Here is an 18,401-nt window from a genome sequence, read left to right on the forward strand (position 1 = left end):
TCTCATATTTTCACAGCTCATCAGCTGAAGAGTCACCGATTAACGATAAATTAAATCTGGCTTGCCACAAAAACAGCAAAGCCAGGAACTGAAATCTGCTGGTGACAAAAATTGTCTGCCATTGAATACCCGCAAAACAGGAGCTAATAAAAACCATCAGGGCTTTTTTTTCAGACGTTTAAATCCATGTATCACCAGGTTAAGCCAGGACAAAATAATCAGCGACCCACCGACCGGAGTGACCCACGAAAAGGCCGTTTTACCGGCAAACACCAATAAATACAGGCCGCCACAAAACATCAATACCCCAAGGATCAATGCATACGCTGCTGATCGCACCCAAAACCCCTGATCAAACTGACTGGCCACCCAAATCAGCAATAAGGCATGTATCAGTTGGTATGTATAAGCGTGCTGGAATAACAGTGATTCACGGGTTCCCGGAACCAGTCCGAATGCATGTTGGCCCATCGCACCAAGAGCAACAGCGGTCAAACCATAGACCGCTGCCACAATCAGCAAGATGGATGATTTATTCACCTTCTTCCTCAATGGTCAGAGGTTCGGTTTTCAGTTCGGTGAAATCACTCAGTGTTTTGTTCAATGCGGTGAACTTATATTCAGCAATGGTCATCAGCCATGGCTCATAATGGGACCATTGACTGCCACTGATGTTCAATTGATAGTCATCTGCTTGTTGATAAACATTCAGCTGAATCGATGACCCATCAACCAACGCATAATCCAGGGTCACCACAGGTGTCAGCGCAGACACATCGACCTGCTCTGCTGATTCAATCATCAGCCTGGTCAACCCTTGTGACAACACCTCAGGGCTTACGCCGTCCTTTAACTGCTCCTGCTCATCCAGTGGCTGAATATCCCACTGGTTATCTTCAGGGTTTCTGGTGACCTTGAACGGCTTGTCCTCATGAGGTCGTATCTGCACTGCGTTGATTTGTTCGGCAGGTATATTCAATACGGTTTTTAAGGTCCAGGAATCTTCATTGAAAACCACTGGCTTAAGCCCCTCGACCAAATATGTCTGGTCTTCTTCAGCCATTCTCACAAACTGTGTTCCTGCTGTGCCAGCTTTACCCAATTGCACCGCTTTGACCAGCTCATCTCCTTTGTAGAGACTGACCCGCAGGTCATCATCAGCCAGGTCCAGGCGTTGGTGGTTCTCAGGATTGGCTGTTTTCACTTCAACAATGCGGGCATTTTTCATTGACTGCAGCAAACTGAACAATGGCTCCATATTGGCATAAAACCCACCGTTCAGAATCCAATGGTCTTGCGCTTTAGTCAGTTCCATGGTTTCTCCATTTTGCGACAGCACCACTCTACTGATCTGACTGACCGCTTCAGGCTGACTTTGCCATTCCGGAACCAGGGCGCTGTGCTCAGCTGCCTGATCAGGTGATTGTTGTTGAATAACGAAATAAGCAAACCCAGCAACCACAATCAATATACCCAACAAAACTTTCATGTTATTAACCATATTGACGCTCCTTTCTTTTTGACTTTCTCCACGACATGAATACCACCACCAGGGTAAGCAACAATGGCAAAAGAACAATGTTGATGAATTTCAATTGACTGCCCAGGGCTTCAATGTCTTTATTGAGGTTTCTTTTCACTTCCCGCAAGCTTTTACGAACTTCCAGCTTACGTTGTTTAAATCTGGCGATTTCCTGTTGTTGCTCCTGACTGATGATCAGCTGATTCTCCTGCCCTTTGCTGCGTTGCAATTCATTCAATTTAGCTTCTGTCTCACGCAACTGTTGCAGCAACTGATTTTCCGTCTCGCGGTATTTCTGTTCACTCACCCGCTGGATATCCTGGACCTTATCAAAAGGACGGTTTGAAGTACCCCTGGCCCTGACCTGAATCAAGTCAGCACTGCCTGTCAAATTGTCAATCAGGTTATTGATCAGGCTACCATTGTCTGCAAAATTAGAATAAATCTGCCGGCCAAAGAAGTTTTGAGCTCGCACCCACATCCGATCAAACAACACATCCACATCCGCAAAGATAACCACATTCGGTTGTTCATTGCCTTGTAAGACCTGTTCTGCCGTTACATCACCGATACCATCAGGAAATGCGGTATTAACCGCACCGGTGAGTCGTGCCGCAATCACGTGTTGCTGATCATCAGCCTGAAAATTCTGAAACAAGCCAGCTGGATTAAACAGCAATGACATGGGGTCACTGCGTGTCAGCATGGATTGCCGTGAAGTGGTCAGCAAAGGGGTCAGCCGACCTTCTTCAGCGACCAATGTACCGGCCAAAGCGGTATTGACTGCTGATAAATCCAGCATCACAATGTCCTCTTCATTGAGGTTGTCTTTCACCCAGGAATTGATACCCAGATGTCTGATTGCCTCCCCTTGAGGTGATTGAATTGAAATCGCTTGCTGGGTATCCAGCACCACTTGTTGTGGATCAAAACCAACACCCCAGACGGAGAACAACACCTGCAAGTCGGAACTGCGGTCAGCTTGCAACTGGGACATCGGATTCTGTGGGTCTGCAGGCACTTCTTCCGCCTGAGCCATGGGGTCGACAAAGACCATCAGACGACCACCATCCATGACAAACTGATCAATTGCAAACAGGGTTTCTGAGGTCAGGTTTTTAGGATGAACCAATAACAGTAAATCAATTTCACTGAAATCTGTCGAACTGGTGGCAACAGTTTGTACATCGTACATTTCCTTGAGCTGCTCAAACATGATCTGCCCTGGTACCTGACCCAGTTGTGGGTCAAAGGAACCAAGCAATGGTAATTCACTCATCACCCCAATGGTGCGTTTATCGGGATGATTCAGGTTGTAAATCAATTGAGCCACGTCGTACTCCAGAAAGGCTTCTTTATCAGGTTGCAAGAATGGAATCACCTCCACCTGATCAAGGGCGTTGGTTCCGGCCAATCCAAAGAACACATTTTCACCCCCTTCACCGACTGGCAGTGCTTGCAGCCCAAACTGGGAAGCCTGATCTTCTTCCTCTGAAAAAGACACCGGATCAATCAGTGTCACCTTCAGCTTACCATCACCATACCGCTCAAGCTCCTCAAGAAAATCAACGACTTGTCGGTGATATGTTCTTAACAAAGGAATGTTCTCGGTGGCTTCGTCAGAATAAAACAACCGCAAGTGTATTGTTTCATCAATGTTGCTCAGGATGTTTTTGGTCCCCTGATTGAGGGTAAACAAGTTGTTTTCTGTTAAATCAACCCTGAGTCTGGAAAACAATCCGCTTTGACTGATGACGACTGACGACAGTAAAAAAATGGCCGCCAGAATCAATAATTGAGTCTTGTGTGCTTGTTTTTTCATGATCAATCCGCCTTTTTCATGTCAATAATCAAAGAAGTGGCATACAGCCAAAGTCCAATGGTGATGGCAAAATAGCTCAGATCACCCAGGTCCAGAACGCCCTTGGTGATGGAGTCATAATGTGTCAGAAAACTGGTTGAAGCCACTGCATCAACCATGATTTGAGGCATGAACAATTTAAAAAAGTTCAACACCATCGGAAATCCTGATAACAGAAACAGGAAACACACCACCACCGTCAGAATGAAGGCAATGACCTGGTTTTTGGTGGCCGCAGAAATACAGGCACCTATGGCCAGAAAACCGCCGGCCAGTAAAAAGCTTCCCAGGTAACTGGCCAGGATCAGCCCATTATCCGGATCACCGAGGTAATTGATGGAAATCACCATGGGAAATGTCAGCACCAGAGCCAGACCAATGAACAACCAGGCTGAAAAATATTTGCCCATCACCCAATCCATTTTTTTCACAGGCAGGGTCATCAACAATTCAATGTTGCCACTGTTGCGTTCTTCTGACCATATCCTCATAGAAACAGCCGGCACCAAAAACAGGTATAACCAGGGGTGAAAATTAAAAAACGGTATCAAATCAGCCTGTCCGCGTTCATATAAATTGCCAAAATAAAAAGCAAATACCCCGCTCATAATCAGAAAAATGACAATGAACACATAAGCTATGGGAGTGGCAAAATAGCTTTGCAACTCACGTTTGATGATTGGTTTGATTGTAGTCATTTAACCACCTCTCTTTCATTTTGTCCCTGGGTGATGTTGCGGAACACCTCATCCAGGCGACCCGCTTCCATTTTCAGGCTTTTCACCTGAATGGATTGTTTGCGTAAAAATTCACTGATTTCATCAAAAATAAACAACCCTTGCGTGGGAAACACCGTGGTTTCTTTGAGTCTGGAATCATAAGTGACATCAAGTACGCAATCCATGCCTTTGATTTTATTCAGTAATTCAGTATCTAAATCAGACACAAAACTAACCGCATGGTGGTATCGTGACATGCCTTCCATTTCTGCAGGTGTGTTATCAGCAACCAACTGGCCTCCCGCAATGATGATGGCCCGGTCACAGACCGCATGCACTTCTTCCAAAATGTGAGTAGACAAAATGATGGTTTTGTCTTTGGACATGTCGGTGATCAGTGATCTGACCTGATGTTTCTGATTGGGATCCAGACCATCTGTTGGTTCATCCATGATCAACACCTCTGGGTCATGAATGATGGCCTGTGCCAGCCCCACCCGACGCTTGAATCCCTTGGAAAGGGTTTCTATTTTCTGGTAATACACCTTTTCCAGGTTGACACGTGAAATCACAGATTCCACTGCTGCCCTGATCAGGTCTTTTTCAATGCCTCGCATGGCGGCGACAAAATACAAAAACTGCCCCACTTCCATTTCGCCATAACTGGGCGCTCCTTCCGGCAAGTAGCCGATTTTCTGTTTGACCCTGATCGGATCCTCAGCAATGTCAGTACCGCAAACTTTGATTTGCCCTGATGTGGGCTCAAGAAAGCCTGTGATCATTTTCATGGTGGTGGACTTTCCAGCTCCATTGGGACCCAGAAAACCCAAAACCTGGCCTTTTTGAGCAGTGAAACTGAGGTCGTCCACTGCAGTAAATTGGCCAAACTTCTTACTTAAATGCAAACATTCAATCATGACTGTTTAATTCTCCATCTACAAGACAACACAAGCCACGTTCAGTTGTTGTCCTGAACCCGCTGCATCGTCACACTTTAATAATGAGTAAATCCTGAAACGGTTCAGAATTTTGAGCCATTTAACTTTCGAATCATAGTGGCCCTCATTGATATTTCAAGAGCAGCTGATTAATAATCCAAAGAAAACTCCATGGACTGGCTGTTCAGCTTAATCCTGGATGTACCGACTCGCTCCACAATAACAGTTGAGACCACAGAACACCATAAAGCATTGACTTCCTTGCAGCTCTTGACTAATATGCTTTGCTGTTATGGCGCACACTGCCATGGCGTCTCCCCGTCAAATGACCAGCCTGAACGGGACTGAAAAAGATTCGGACAAAACACATTTCATGAATGATGTACCTAAACAATTGCCAGAAGGCATACTTGATGTTGATGCAACTGAACTGCATCGTTTTGTGGATAACCACACCCTGGTCCACCTCAAAGGACAAATAGAGCGGCCATTGTTCGTCTCTATCTTGCAGCATGGTGATGAAACCACTGGTTGGGATGCCATGAAGTTGCTGTTATTGAACCACCAGAATAAATTACCAAGAAGCATTTACCTGCTGTTTGGTAACGTCCAGGCCGCCCGCATCAACAGTCGGCAACTGGATGACCAACCAGATTTCAACCGGTGCTGGCCAGGTATTCATAATCAGCAAAACGAGGTTGCTAAAACCATGCAGGAAATCACCGACCTGATGGCCAGAATCAAACCTTTTGCCAGTGTCGACATTCACAACAACTCAGGCAGAAATCCGCACTATGCGGGCATCAACTCATTACAAACACCATTTGTCAACCTGGCGTCATTGTTTTCCGACACCATCATTCACTTCACCAGCCCTGATGGCATACAGTCAGGCGCATTTGCCCGTTTTTGTCCCTCGGTGACCATCGAATGTGGTATGTCAGGCACCGCCGATGGCATTGAACAAACCCACACTTTCCTGGAAAACCTGATACATTTACCTTCTTTGAAAAGCGTTCCCGGAGTGGCTGAACACCGCCAGGTACTGAATATCTTTTCCACCGTAAAGGTTAAGCCTGAAGTCAGCATTGGCATTCAGGGAGAAGTAACTCATCCGGTGAACTTCATCATCAACGATGACCTTGATTACCACAACTTTCATTTGTTGGAATCAGGCACAGAATTTGGGCGGCTTGATCATGAAGACACCATCATGCCATTTGTGGTAACCGATCAGATCGGGCATGACATCACGGATCATTATTTTGAAAAAAGGGGCACCAGTGTGTGCATCAAACAACCGGTCATTCCAGCCATGATCACCCAAAGCATCAGGGCCATTCGGTTAGACTGCCTGTGCTATCTGATGCACCCCATGAACCCCAATCACCCATAAACCGAGAAAACTATGAACCTAAAACAAACCAAAGCCATCATAACCGGTGGTGCTTCAGGACTTGGCTTTGCCTGTGCAGAACATGTGGTCAGCAATGGCGGTCAGGTGACTTTATTGGATGTCAATGAGTCAGCCGGCGCTGATGCCGTGAACAAATTGGGTACAGACAATGCCCATTTTATCAAGGCAGATGTCAGTAATGAAGCCGCTATTGTCACTGCCTGTGATCAAGCCAAAAACTTCATGGGACACATTAATGTGGTCATCAATTGCGCAGGTGTCCTGGCCGGTGGACGAGTACTAGGCAGAGAAGAGCCCATGGCACTGAGTCACTTCAACAAAGCCATCCAGGTCAACCTGATCGGCAGTTTCAATGTCTCCAAGGCTGCAGCCAATCTGATGCAACACAATACAGCCGATGAAGACGGACAACGCGGCGTGATCATTAACACGGCATCGGTTGCCGCATATGAAGGTCAAATCGGACAGGCCGCGTATTCAGCCAGTAAAGGTGGTATCGTTGGTATGACTTTACCAATGGCCAGAGAACTGACCCGTTTTGGAATTCGCGTCATGACCATCGCACCGGGCGTATTCCTCACTCCCATGGTCGCAGGCCTGCCTGATGACATCAAAGCCGCACTGGGTGCATCGGTACCGTTCCCTTCACGCCTGGGCCAACCCGATGAATTCGCCCGCATGGCAGAACACATCATTGAAAATACCTACCTCAATGGCTCAACCATTCGTCTCGATGGAGCCGTTAGACTGGAACCCAAATAAAGGCAAACCATCCGGACAGCAGGCAACCTGCTGTCCGGAATTTTTTTATCCAATCTCATTCTTTCATAACATACACGCATAAGGATATAGCGTTATCTCAGTTCACAGCAACCGTTTAGACGTCTAAACTGCAGTTTTTATTGATTTAGATACTGCGCATGAGCACCAACGCACTGACCCAGTTACCACAGCCTGATGGCTCGCCCATTGATCCCACGATCTGGCTGCAACTGAAACAACACATCAACAACCTTACAACCGAACAAAGGTGGTGGCTATCCGGGTATCTGGCGGCTTTAAATCACCTGCCATTGGAACAACAGCCTGCGGTTTTGAACAACCCTGCCCCGGCAGCTGTTCTGACCATCCTCTATGGCAGCCAAACCGGCAACGGCAAGACCATCGCAGAACAATTACTGCGACAGGCCAGTGCCATGGGCATCTCTGCCCAACTGCATTCAATGGCGGACTATTCATTGAAAAAACTGGCCAAAGATCAGTGGCTGTCGCTGGTTATCAGCACTCATGGAGAAGGTGAAGCACCTGATGATGCCGAACTGTTCTATGAACAACTGTTCAGCAAACGGGCTCCACAGCTGAAAGGACTTCATTTTAATGTACTGGCCCTTGGTGACAGCAGCTATGAGTGGTTTTGCCAAACAGGTAAAGAAATTGATAAACGGCTGAGTGAATTGGGTGGGGACCGGTTTGCCGAACGACTGGATTGCGATGTTGATTATGAAACCAGTGCCGCCGACTGGATTTCCAGCACCCTTGAAACGGTAAAACCTGAATTAGCAGAAGCCAATAACATCGCCCCATTTCCCGTGGCGCAACCACTGGATCAAAGCACCGTTTCTCAACTGGCCAGCAAAGAAGATCCACAGACCGCAGAATTAGTGACCATTCAAAAAATCACTGGTCGGGGCTCAGTGAAAGATACCTACCACCTGGAATTGGCCATAAATCCTGAGCGGATTCAATATCAGCCTGGCGACTCACTGGGCATCTGGGCTGACAATGACCCCAATCAGGTGGCGCAGTTACTGGCATTACTGAACCTCACGGGTGAAGAAGTATTGACCTTCAAAGACACCAAGGAAAACATCAGGACTTTGTTGCTCAAACACATTGAAATCACTCAAGTCAGCAAGCCATTGATTCAATGGTTGGCTCAAGCAGGGGGGGATGAATTGATTCAACAAGCAGCATCAGATCACCAATCATTTATCCAGTATGTGGCGGATCGACAGCTACTGGACGTGTTAAGCGCCCAACAATCACTTCTGCCTGATGATCCAGGCCTCCTGTTACAACAACTGAAAGGCATCACTCCCCGCTTGTATTCAATTGCATCATCTCAAACTGTGCATGAAGATGAAGTACACCTGACCATCAACCTGGCATCACCCAGTCAGTCAGGTTTTCATGGACTGGCCAGTGGGCTGTTGTGTAACCGGCTCACCGAGGGTGATGAGTTGCAGGTTTATGTTGAGCCAAACAGGCACTTCAAACTACCCGCCAATGAAGCACAAAACATCATCATGATCGGTCCGGGCACCGGCATCGCACCTTTCAGATCTTTCATCCAACAACGGCATGAATTACAGCATACCGGAAAGAATTGGTTGTTCTTTGGCAACCCGAACTTTGCCACAGACTTTCTTTATCAGACCGAATGGCTGAAGTGGCATGACCAGGACGTGCTGAATCACCTCAATCTGGCCTTTTCCAGAGATCAGGAGGACAAGCATTATGTACAACATGAAATACAACGGGAAGGCGAACGGCTGTGGCAATGGCTTGATCAGGGTGCTGCCATCTATGTGTGCGGTGATGCCAATCGCATGGCCAAAGATGTTGAACAGGCTTTACTGGCCATATTTATTGAGCATGGCCAGCTGGATTCCACTGAAGCCAAGAACCATTTGACCCATTTAAAACGCGAACAACGCTATCAGAAGGACGTTTACTGAAATGAACAAGCAAACCAACAAATTGGAAGCTGTGGAAGTCATCAAAGACCGCAGTAATTTCCTGCGAGGCACCATTGCCAGTGAATTAATCAACCCAATCACTGGATCGATCACTGCAGATGACACCCAATTAACGAAATTTCATGGCATTTATCAACAAGATGACCGGGATTTACGCAAAGAACGCGCCCGGCAAAAACTGGAACCACTCTACAGTTTCATGATCCGGGCCAGGGTTCCCGGCGGAGTGATGACCACCGATCAGTGGTTGGCAGTCGATCAAATGGCAGACACATTTGCCAATGGCAGCATCCGACTGACCACCCGCCAGGCATTTCAATTTCATGGGGTGATCAAAACCCGGCTGAAATCAACGGTGGCTGCGATCAACGAACAGCTGATGGACACCCTGGCAGCCTGCGGAGATGTCAACCGCAACGTGATGTGCACCGCCAATCCCGAACTGTCTGCTGTACACCAGCAGGTATACGAGGACGCGGCCAGAATCAGCGCTCATCTCACACCACAAACAAGAGCCTATCATGAAATCTGGTTGGATGGTCAACAAGTCACCAACAATCAACCCAAAGATGCTGAACCCATTTACGGGCAAACATATTTGCCCCGCAAATTCAAAACTGCAGTGGTCATTCCACCCGACAATGACGTGGATGTACTGGCCCATGACCTTGGATTTGTGGCCATAGTCAGAGACCAAAAACTGCTGGGATATAACATCACCGTTGGGGGCGGCATGGGCACCACACATGGTGATGCCGACACCTTCCCATTGCTGGCTCAAACCCTGGGATTTTGCCGTCCAGAACAAATCCTTGAAGTGGCTGAACACATTGTCATGATTCAACGTGACCATGGTGATCGCACCAACCGCAAACACGCCCGCTTCAAGTACACCGTTGATGACCATGGTCTGCCCTGGCTAAGGGATCAACTGACCACCCGCATGGGCTGGTCTCTGGAGCCACCTGAGCAGGCAGAATTTACCCACAATGGTGATCGCTATGGCTGGCGACAAAATGCCGATGGCAGTTGGCATCACACCCTGTACGTTGCCAGTGGCCGGGTGCAGGATGATCAGCGGCAGACCTTAAAAACAGCCTTGCGTGAAATTGCCGGTAGCCATAAAGGCACTTTCCGCTTAACAGCGAATCAAAACCTGATCATTGCCGATGTACCTGAAGACCAAAAAGACCACATCGATGACCTGTTGAAAACACACCAGCTGACCGAAAACATCAGCCTCACCCGTTCTCTGTCAATGGCCTGTGTGGCCTTTCCTACCTGTGCGCTGGCCATGGCTGAAGCTGAACGTTACCTGCCAGAACTGATTGATCACATTGATGACCTGCAACTGAAGCATGGCATCGCTTCCAGGGGCATCGTTACCCGCATGACGGGTTGTCCCAACGGTTGTGCCCGGCCTTTCATGGCCGAACTGGGATTTGTCGGCAAAGCACCTGGACGTTACAACCTGTACCTCGGTGGCAACCCACAAGGCACCCGGCTGAATCAGATGTATCGGGAAAACATCGATGAAAAGGAGATTCTTAAGCAACTGGATGAGTTATTTCGTGCTTATGCCAATGACGCTCAGGTTGAGGAAGCATTTGGTGACTTCGTGATACGCGCAGGTTATGTAAAAGCCGTTGAACATGGTCGCCAGGTGCACCTGCAGGTGGTGTGATCATGACTCAGGTATGTCTCAAACACCCGTGCTCCATGACTGCCACCAAAAGTCAAATCAACCGCTGGAATCAGCAATTTGCAGACCTCACAGCCCAGCAGCGCGTCGAACTGATGGCCAATGAAGTGACTGGTCAAATGGCAATGACTTCAAGCTTTGGTATTCATGCTGCGGTCACTTTACACCTGATTAATCAGGTGATTCCAGGTATCCCCGTCATCATGGTCGACACCGGCTACCTGTTTGCTGAAACCTATCAATTCGCCGAACAGCTGCAGCAGCAGCTCCGCTTAAACCTGCAGGTGGTTCAAAGTCCACACAGCGCAGCTCGTTTCGAAGCGATTCACGGTCAACTTTGGACCCAGGGGCTGACCGGTATTGAACAATACAATCAACTCAGAAAGGTCCAACCGCTCAAGCAGGCTTTGCAACAAAGCGAAGTGGATGTGTGGTTTTCTGGTGTACGCCGGGATCAATCTGAACACCGGCAATCCTTGCCATGGGTACAATTGAAAAACCAACGGTTAAAGGTTCACCCCCTGCTGGACTGGTCTGAGAGAGACATGTACCTGTATCTACAACGACACCAATTGCCACAACATCCCTTGTGGGACCAAGGTTATCTTACGGTTGGCGACACCCATACCACGCGGTCAATTCACGAAGTAGATTCGGAAGATCAGTTACGCTTTATGGGATTGAAAAGGGAATGTGGTATCCACGAATGATCCCTGATGGGCGATCACAATCGGGCGATGATTTGCTCTGCCAGTTGTTCATGACTGCGCCATTTTTGATTGTCAGACTGGATGGTGAGTACAAACAGGTCATTGTTGTGTTCATCGATGAAAAACTCTGTCAGCGCCAATCGCCCGCCTGGTAGACGGTATTTGATATTGAACACCTTAAAACGCTCATGAGAGCGGAACTGACTGTCAAGCAAGCTGGCTTGATACTGCTCCCGGATGCCGTGATACAGGTCAAGAGCATGACCGAATGCCCCTTGACGGTACGAGCGATGTGTGCTCGGATAAACCGCCAGCTTGATGCCCTCAGAGAAATCATTCATGCCAGCAAATGTACGCCGTGAAAGCAACCAAAGGTGTACAAATGGCGATTCATTTTTCACCAACAACCAATTGGCTGGTAAAAAGCGTTCCCATCCCAGGCTGAAATACTGACTTTTGGCTTGCTGCCCGGACTTTTTCACAGCTGGCCTTCGGGCCAGGCGTCCCGGCAATTGAGGGGACGGGCTGATGGCTGGCTGACGTGCGGCCTCATGTCGGTTTTGTTGAGGCTTTTGGTCGGTCAAAGCCGGTCTGGTATGGGTGACCAGGCACCTGCGGTCTTGAATCACCACGCTGCCGTCGGCCTGCTGACAGCGATACACTTGTGGTGCTTTTGCGTCAACAAACAGTGGCAATAACAACAAAAACAACACCCCCTTCATGGCCATAAAAAATCAGAATGGCATGCCGCCAGGCATTTTACCGCCCAGTTTTTGCATCATTTTCATCATGCCTTTACCTTTGAATTTACGCATCATTTTTTGCATCTGGGTGTATTGCTTCAACAATTTGGAAACATCCTGTATGGTGGTACCTGAACCATTGGCGATGCGGCGTTTTCTGGAACCTTTGATCAATTGCGGGTAGCGCTTCTCCTTGATCGTCATCGAGTTGATCACCGCCAACATACGTCCAGTGGTCTTGTCATTGACCTGGTCTTTGACCATGTCTGGTAGGTTGCTCATGCCTGGCAGTTTATCGAGCATGGAGGTCATTCCACCCATGTTTTGCATTTGCAGCAATTGCTCCTGAAAATCTTCCAGGGTGAATTTGTTACCGGTGGCCACCTTTTTGGCCAGTTTCTCGGCTTTCTTTTTATCGATTTTACGTTCAACTTCTTCGACCAGTGACAACACATCACCCATGCCCAGGATGCTGGAAGCAATCCGGTCCGGATGGAAGGGTTCCAATGCCTCCATTTTTTCACCGACACCCTGAAACTTGATCGGTTTACCTGTGATGGTCTTGACCGACAATGCCGCACCTCCACGGGCATCACCATCAATTTTCGTCAGTACCACACCGGTCAGATCAAGGGCGTCAGAAAAGGCTTTTGCGGTATTCGCGGCATCCTGACCGGTCATGGCATCCACCACAAACAAGGTTTCGGTCGGACTGATGGTGTTCTGCAACGACTTGATTTCTTTCATCATTGCATCATCGACAGCCAAACGACCTGCGGTATCGACAATCAGGACATCAAAATACCCTTTTTTAGCGGCCTGCAATGCCGTCATACCGATGGTCACCGGATCGTCCACCACCGACGAAGGGAACCAGGTCGCTCCTACCTGCTCTGCCACGGTTTGCAACTGTTCGATCGCTGCGGGACGGTACACGTCCGCAGATACCACCATGACTTTTTTATTCTCGCGTTCCTGCAGGTATTTGGCCAGCTTGCCTGTGGTGGTGGTTTTACCCGCACCTTGCAGACCTGCCATCAGGATTACCACGGGGGGTTGGGCGTTGAAATTGATCCCCTCGGTTGATTCACCCAGCACTTTGATGAGTTCTTCCTGAACCACTTTCACCATCACCTGTGCAGGTTTCAGACTGGTCATCACCTCTTTACCCAGCGCCCGGGTTTTGACGTCTTCAATGAATGACTTGACCACTGGCAGCGCCACATCGGCCTCAAGTAATGCGACCCGCACTTCGCGGAGTGCTTCCTTGACGTTGTCCTCAGACAGGTTGGCCTGTCCCCTGATCTTCTGGATGCTTTTCGACAGTTTGTCCGTTAAGTTATCAAACATTGTGTTGATTATCCTGTTGGTAATAATGAGACATGCTATTATAATGGCTTAATTATCAAAGTTAAATGAGACCAGTCATTATTATTGTCTCTGACACCATATGAATTTGCTGTTCATGGCCACTCTGGCAGCCCACTTGCTGGCGCTGTTCAGCAGCAAAAGCCACAAGCCTTACTTTCTGCTGTTACTGACTGCCAGTGCTTTACAGACCATTCTCTGTGGCCAGATTTTGTTGTCAGATGCTGGTTGGCACTTCTCAGCACAAAATGCCTGTCTGGTGGTCAGCTGGTTGACCAATATCATCATCCTGGTGAGTCGATTTTATCTGTTATTGACCCGTATCCTGACTCACCTGATTGCCATTGGCGTGCTGTTATGGATCTACTGGTTGCCGTTTCCCAGCGAACCCAAACCTTATGTCTGGACCCTGGATCTGCACATCCTGTTTTCTATTCTGGCTTACAGCCTGTTGTTCGTGTCCTCCATTGTTTCTCTGAACCTGGGCATACAAATTCATAAAATGAAAAAAAATGTCTTCATCTCACAAAGCATGAACATCAACAGTTTATTGAAGAACGAAGAAAAATTGTTCAGGATGATTGTGTTCGGCTGGTTGTTCCTCAGTTGTGCCCTGGTCACAGGTATCATGTTTGTCAAAGGCTTTCTGAGTGATGGTATGGGTCACAAAGTGATATTCTCATTGGCAGCCTGGGTGTTGTTTGCCTTATTGATTGTCGGCCGCCTGACCAAAGGCTGGCGCGGCAAAACCGCCATTAAACTGAACTTACTGGCCATGACCTTCCTGATGTTGGGTTTTCTGGGAAGTTACGTGGTACTGGATTACCTGATTTGACCCATGCTTGAAGACATTTCCACGTCAACTTTGTTGATTGCCATTGGCATTTTGCTGTTTTTATCGGCTTTTTTTTCCAGTTCAGAAACCGCCCTGATGGCGCTGAACAGAATCAAACTAAAAAATGATTCCCGTCACAAAAAAGGCGCATTCCTGGCCAAAAAACTGCTGGAAAAACCTGATCGTTTGATTGGCCTTATTCTGATTGGCAACAATTTCATTAACATTGCTGCCACTGCTTTGACCACCATTGTGGCCATCAAAATAGCGGGAGATAAAGGTGTGGCATATGGCACCGCCATTTTGACCTTCGCCATCCTGATTTTTTCAGAAGTTACACCCAAAACCTATGCGGCATTACATCCGGAAAAAATTGGATATGTGGCGGCATTCATCCTTACACCCATGCTCAAAGTACTGTATCCGGTGGTGTGGTCAACCAACCTGGTCACCAATGGCTTACTGAGGCTGCTCGGCGTACCCAAATCCATTGCACAGGAAGCACTTTCCCGTGAAGAACTCAAGACACTGGTGATTGAAAACGACCTGATCAATCCGGATGTTCATCAAAAAATGATGATCAATGTGATGGACCTGGACCACATCAAAATTGAAGATGTCATGGTACCAAGGAATGAAATCCAGGGCATTAACCTGAATGATGACTGGGCAGTGATTGAAAAACAATTGGTCAACACCTACCTGACCCGTTTGCCGGTGTTTGTGGATAACATCGACCAGGTCATAGGGATCTTGCACATTCGCACCATCCTGACCATGCTGAAAAATCAAACCCTGAATGGTGACAAGCTGAAAAGAATCCTGCGCAAACCCTACTTTGTCCCCGAATCAGCCAGTTTGTCTGCTCAACTGCGTGAGTTTCAGAACAAAGAACGCCGCATGGGACTGGTGGTTGATGAATATGGCGACCTTGTGGGCCTGGTGACACTGGATGATATTCTGGAAGAAATTGTCGGTAAATTCACCTCTGAACCCGGTGATCGTGGCCTGAAAATCATCAAACAAGATGACAACCAATACATCGTTAAAGGTCGCATCGCGGTGCGTTCACTGAATCGACGACTGCAGTGGAATCTGCCAACTGAAGAAGCCACCACAATCAATGGCCTGATCACCGAACACTTGCAGGATTTGCCCACCAAGGACCTGGCAGTTACCATCAATGGTTTTCACATGACCATTCTGGAAATCACAGCCGATAACATCATCAGCAAAGTGCTGATCGAACCGCCCACAAAGACCGGCTAACCTCTGGATCGTCCACGCAATATCATCAGCCCGGCAAGCGCCATTGATGCCAGCAACACCGCCAGCGCATAAAACACCTCTTCCATGGAACGTGACAACAACCACCCAGCGCCGATACCCCCCATAAAAGCACCGAGGAATTCAGCCGATGAAAACACCCCCATGGCTGCACCACGGTACTGTTCACTGGCAGTTTTAGACAGTAAAGCAGGCATGGCGGCCTCAAGAAAATTAAACAGGCCAAAATAAACCACCAACAACAATGCCAACAACAGCAATGAACTGATACCCAGGGTGAACAGCAAAAAATTCAACCCAAGTAACAAAAAGCTGGTCAGCATGAAAGCATGGTGTTTTTTGAATTTTTCCTGCAATATGATCATTGGAACCATGATCAATAATGAAGCCAACAGCACCGGCAGATAGACCTTCCAGTGTGTCTCTATGGGCATTCCGAACTGATCTGCCAGCATCACCGGTAACACCAGGAATAAAGCGGTCATGCTGGCATGCAGCACAAAAATTCCCAGGTCCATAAACACCAGTTGTTTTTGTTTGATACAAAATAACAGTTCAGACCATTGATAATCCCTGCGGGTGCGTTTAGCCGGTTCATTGACAAACGCCCAAAGCACCACCAAAGCCAGTGCTGCCAACAGGGCGGTTATCCAGAACAAGCCTGACAGACCAAACAGATTGGCCAGTATCGGCCCGGTAATGAATGCCAGCATGAAAGACAGTCCAATGCTGGAGCCAACAATACCCATCATCTTGCCCCTTTGTTCAGGTCGTGACACATCAGCGATCAATGCCAGACCCGTTGAAGCAATTGCACCCATGCCCTGTATCAGCCGGCCCAATATAATCATTTCTATGCTGCTTGCCAGCGCGGCGATCACTGACCCTGTCAGAAACAAGGTCAGCCCAAGGGTAATGACTTTTTTCCGACCCCAAACATCAGAGAGGAAGCCCATGGGAATTTGCAATATAGCCTGGGTCAAACCATAAACACCCACTGCAACACCCAACAACACAGGGGTAGAACCATTGATTTCCTGGCCCATGATGGCAAACACCGGGAGAATCAAAAACAACCCATACATGCGCAAGGCAATCATGAAAGCGATGGCCAGTGCTGATCTTTTTTCGATTGAATTCATACGTGACATAATGGCAGCGAATCTTAGCACCAAAGGGGCAGGATAACCACCGCTTTATGCAGATCATCAGCACCATCGGCGAGCTGTTTTAAGCGCCTGCATGATCAGGCCGCACAGGTCCTGAAAAACACCATCAGTTCAAAATGACTCAGATCATTGCTGTGATTATCTGATTGCTCATCAAACCATGGTAACTGAATGATGTGCTCAAAAATCACAAAAGATAAGCCCTGGTCATAACCGGGGTTTTTCATGCGACACCTTTGCAAAATCACCTTTTACCTTGCAATGCATCGTCTTTGCATGATGTCAGCAACAAAAGTAAATGAAGGGCCAAGATCATTCGTTTATAATAGCGTCACCCATTCAACACAACAACAGACATGGAGCCAACCATCAACAACATCAATGATGTGATGTCGCTGACACAGCAAGACATGCAACAGGTAAACCGCCACCTTAAACAGCAACTGAATTCAGAGGTGGTACTGATCAACCAAATAGCTGCTTACATCATCAACAATGGTGGCAAGCGATTAAGACCGGTTTTGATGGTTTTGCTGGCCCGCGCCCTGAATTATGAAGGCAATCAACACATTAATTTGGCTGCGGTGATTGAATTGATACATACCGCCACATTGTTACACGATGATGTGGTTGATGAGTCTGAAATGCGTCGTGGTGAAAAAACCTCTCATGAAATCTGGGGTAATTCAGCCAGCGTCCTGGTGGGTGACTTTTTGTACTCCAAATCGTTTCAAATGATGGTTCAGGCGGACAGCATGGAAGTCATGTCGATCCTCTCTGATGCCACCAACAAGATATCTGAAGGCGAAGTTCAACAATTACTGAACATAGGCAACGTGGATATTACAGAGTCAGCTTATCATCAGATCATTGCCAATAAAACGGCCAAACTGTTCGAAGCAGCTTGCCAATTGGCCGGGGTAATTACTGGCCAGAATAAACAGCAAAAACGACTGTTGGGTGAATATGGAATGCGTCTGGGTACGGCTTTTCAGATTGCTGATGATGTACTTGATTATATCGCTGATGACGATTCCCTCGGCAAAAATCTTGGAGATGACTTTCGCGAAGGCAAACTCACCCTGCCGCTGATTTACTTGCTCAAATCAGGCAATGAAACCCAACAACAACAAGTCAGTTCAGCCATTCAGTCTCCAGATGAAACCAATTTCATACATTTCAGACAAATGGTACTTGATTCTGAAGCCATTCACTACACCCTGGAAGTAGCCCGGCAACACAGCAAACAAGCACAGCAAGCCATCAGTGACTTACCTGATTCAGTGGCCAAAGGCGCTTTGTTGTTTTTGTGTGATTATGCCTGGCAAAGAACCCAGTAAAACAGCAACTGTTTGCTGAGCAGTAACAGTA

Annotated in this window: 17 protein-coding genes; 8 read left to right on the top strand and 9 right to left on the bottom strand. The window is 47.7% G+C overall.

Annotated elements, in window-relative coordinates; genetic code table 11:
• Positions 1–156 precede the first annotated feature (156 nt).
• Genes B0475_RS04250 through B0475_RS04270 form a run of 5 tightly spaced genes read right to left on the bottom strand, consistent with a single transcriptional unit; the run spans position 157 to position 5,019 of the window.
• Positions 157–540, bottom strand: a complete 384-nt coding sequence (locus B0475_RS04250; RefSeq protein WP_077410359.1) for a DUF423 domain-containing protein — start codon at positions 538–540, stop codon at positions 157–159.
• Complete coding sequence (locus tag B0475_RS04255; RefSeq protein WP_077410362.1) at positions 533–1,501, bottom strand: DUF4340 domain-containing protein; 969 nt, start codon at positions 1,499–1,501, stop codon at positions 533–535. The genes B0475_RS04250 and B0475_RS04255 overlap by 8 nt, the downstream gene beginning before the upstream one ends.
• On the bottom strand, positions 1,494–3,344 hold the full coding sequence (locus B0475_RS04260; RefSeq protein ID WP_077410365.1) for a GldG family protein: 1,851 nt from the start codon (positions 3,342–3,344) through the stop codon (positions 1,494–1,496). The genes B0475_RS04255 and B0475_RS04260 overlap by 8 nt, the downstream gene beginning before the upstream one ends.
• Before the next feature lie 2 nt (positions 3,345–3,346).
• Positions 3,347–4,081, bottom strand: a complete 735-nt coding sequence (locus tag B0475_RS04265; RefSeq protein ID WP_077410369.1) for an ABC transporter permease — start codon at positions 4,079–4,081, stop codon at positions 3,347–3,349.
• A complete protein-coding gene (locus B0475_RS04270) occupies positions 4,078–5,019 on the bottom strand; it encodes an ABC transporter ATP-binding protein (protein WP_077410371.1) in 942 nt (313 codons plus the stop codon). Before B0475_RS04270 ends, B0475_RS04265 begins: the two co-directional genes overlap by 4 nt.
• Positions 5,020–5,347: 328 nt before the next feature.
• On the opposite strand from B0475_RS04270, the gene B0475_RS04275 reads away from it, so the two are divergent.
• The 5 genes from B0475_RS04275 (at position 5,348) to B0475_RS04295 (ending at position 11,628) form a co-directional block, all read left to right on the top strand.
• Positions 5,348–6,436: a M14 family metallopeptidase gene (locus B0475_RS04275; RefSeq protein ID WP_198538107.1), complete on the top strand. Its 1,089-nt coding sequence runs from the start codon at positions 5,348–5,350 to the stop codon at positions 6,434–6,436.
• Positions 6,437–6,448: 12 nt separating this feature from the next.
• Positions 6,449–7,219, top strand: coding sequence for an SDR family NAD(P)-dependent oxidoreductase (locus B0475_RS04280; protein WP_077410376.1), 771 nt, complete (start codon positions 6,449–6,451; stop codon positions 7,217–7,219).
• Positions 7,220–7,377: 158 nt separating this feature from the next.
• Complete coding sequence (locus B0475_RS04285; RefSeq protein ID WP_077410378.1) at positions 7,378–9,195, top strand: assimilatory sulfite reductase (NADPH) flavoprotein subunit; 1,818 nt, start codon at positions 7,378–7,380, stop codon at positions 9,193–9,195.
• A gap of 1 nt (position 9,196) precedes the next feature.
• Positions 9,197–10,900, top strand: a complete 1,704-nt coding sequence (locus B0475_RS04290; RefSeq protein ID WP_077410383.1) for an NADPH-dependent assimilatory sulfite reductase hemoprotein subunit — start codon at positions 9,197–9,199, stop codon at positions 10,898–10,900.
• 35 nt (positions 10,901–10,935) lie between these two features.
• On the top strand, positions 10,936–11,628 hold the full coding sequence (locus B0475_RS04295) for a phosphoadenylyl-sulfate reductase (RefSeq protein ID WP_379876175.1): 693 nt from the start codon (positions 10,936–10,938) through the stop codon (positions 11,626–11,628).
• A gap of 14 nt (positions 11,629–11,642) precedes the next feature.
• Here the strand turns inward: B0475_RS04295 and B0475_RS04300 are convergent, their stop codons facing one another.
• Both B0475_RS04300 and ffh read right to left on the bottom strand, forming a co-directional pair.
• The gene (locus B0475_RS04300; protein ID WP_077410389.1) at positions 11,643–12,356 is read right to left on the bottom strand and encodes a hypothetical protein; all 714 of its coding nucleotides are present in this window, start codon (positions 12,354–12,356) and stop codon (positions 11,643–11,645) included.
• Positions 12,357–12,362: 6 nt separating this feature from the next.
• Entirely contained in the window at positions 12,363–13,721 is a 1,359-nt protein-coding gene (gene ffh / locus B0475_RS04305) for a signal recognition particle protein (RefSeq protein WP_077410391.1), read from the bottom strand.
• A gap of 100 nt (positions 13,722–13,821) precedes the next feature.
• Between ffh and B0475_RS04310 the strand changes: the two genes are divergently transcribed.
• Together B0475_RS04310 and B0475_RS04315 are read left to right on the top strand one after the other, a co-directional pair.
• On the top strand, positions 13,822–14,574 hold the full coding sequence (locus B0475_RS04310; protein ID WP_077410395.1) for a cytochrome C assembly family protein: 753 nt from the start codon (positions 13,822–13,824) through the stop codon (positions 14,572–14,574).
• Between the two features lie 3 nt (positions 14,575–14,577).
• The gene (locus B0475_RS04315; RefSeq protein ID WP_077410399.1) at positions 14,578–15,843 is read left to right on the top strand and encodes an HlyC/CorC family transporter; all 1,266 of its coding nucleotides are present in this window, start codon (positions 14,578–14,580) and stop codon (positions 15,841–15,843) included.
• Here the strand turns inward: B0475_RS04315 and B0475_RS04320 are convergent.
• Both B0475_RS04320 and B0475_RS17610 read right to left on the bottom strand, forming a co-directional pair.
• Entirely contained in the window at positions 15,840–17,003 is a 1,164-nt protein-coding gene (locus B0475_RS04320; protein WP_198538108.1) for an MFS transporter, read from the bottom strand. The two genes, B0475_RS04315 and B0475_RS04320, sit on opposite strands and share 4 nt — an antisense overlap.
• A gap of 104 nt (positions 17,004–17,107) precedes the next feature.
• Complete coding sequence (locus B0475_RS17610) at positions 17,108–17,257, bottom strand: hypothetical protein (RefSeq protein WP_157892702.1); 150 nt, start codon at positions 17,255–17,257, stop codon at positions 17,108–17,110.
• Positions 17,258–17,386: 129 nt separating this feature from the next.
• Here B0475_RS17610 and B0475_RS04325 point away from each other — a divergent pair, with 129 nt between their 5' ends.
• Positions 17,387–18,370, top strand: a complete 984-nt coding sequence (locus B0475_RS04325; RefSeq protein ID WP_077410406.1) for a polyprenyl synthetase family protein — start codon at positions 17,387–17,389, stop codon at positions 18,368–18,370.
• Positions 18,371–18,401 lie beyond the last annotated feature (31 nt).

This window comes from Marinicella sediminis, from assembly GCF_002000055.1.
Lineage (GTDB): Bacteria > Pseudomonadota > Gammaproteobacteria > Xanthomonadales > Marinicellaceae > Marinicella > Marinicella sediminis.

Coding starts and splice junctions, on each gene's coding strand:
- B0475_RS04280 (WP_077410376.1), top strand. CDS start 6,449: ATGAACCTAAAACAAACCAAAGCCATCATAACCGGTGGTGCTTCAGGA.
- B0475_RS04310 (WP_077410395.1), top strand. CDS start 13,822: ATGAATTTGCTGTTCATGGCCACTCTGGCAGCCCACTTGCTGGCGCTG.
- B0475_RS04290 (WP_077410383.1), top strand. CDS start 9,197: ATGAACAAGCAAACCAACAAATTGGAAGCTGTGGAAGTCATCAAAGAC.
- B0475_RS04270 (WP_077410371.1), bottom strand. CDS start 5,019: ATGATTGAATGTTTGCATTTAAGTAAGAAGTTTGGCCAATTTACTGCA.
- B0475_RS04320 (WP_198538108.1), bottom strand. CDS start 17,003: ATGAATTCAATCGAAAAAAGATCAGCACTGGCCATCGCTTTCATGATT.
- B0475_RS04275 (WP_198538107.1), top strand. CDS start 5,348: ATGGCGTCTCCCCGTCAAATGACCAGCCTGAACGGGACTGAAAAAGAT.
- B0475_RS04255 (WP_077410362.1), bottom strand. CDS start 1,501: ATGGTTAATAACATGAAAGTTTTGTTGGGTATATTGATTGTGGTTGCT.
- B0475_RS04295 (WP_379876175.1), top strand. CDS start 10,936: ATGACTGCCACCAAAAGTCAAATCAACCGCTGGAATCAGCAATTTGCA.
- B0475_RS04300 (WP_077410389.1), bottom strand. CDS start 12,356: ATGGCCATGAAGGGGGTGTTGTTTTTGTTGTTATTGCCACTGTTTGTT.
- B0475_RS04285 (WP_077410378.1), top strand. CDS start 7,378: ATGAGCACCAACGCACTGACCCAGTTACCACAGCCTGATGGCTCGCCC.
- B0475_RS04265 (WP_077410369.1), bottom strand. CDS start 4,081: ATGACTACAATCAAACCAATCATCAAACGTGAGTTGCAAAGCTATTTT.
- B0475_RS04325 (WP_077410406.1), top strand. CDS start 17,387: ATGGAGCCAACCATCAACAACATCAATGATGTGATGTCGCTGACACAG.
- B0475_RS04260 (WP_077410365.1), bottom strand. CDS start 3,344: ATGAAAAAACAAGCACACAAGACTCAATTATTGATTCTGGCGGCCATT.
- B0475_RS17610 (WP_157892702.1), bottom strand. CDS start 17,257: ATGAAAAACCCCGGTTATGACCAGGGCTTATCTTTTGTGATTTTTGAG.
- ffh (WP_077410391.1), bottom strand. CDS start 13,721: ATGTTTGATAACTTAACGGACAAACTGTCGAAAAGCATCCAGAAGATC.
- B0475_RS04315 (WP_077410399.1), top strand. CDS start 14,578: ATGCTTGAAGACATTTCCACGTCAACTTTGTTGATTGCCATTGGCATT.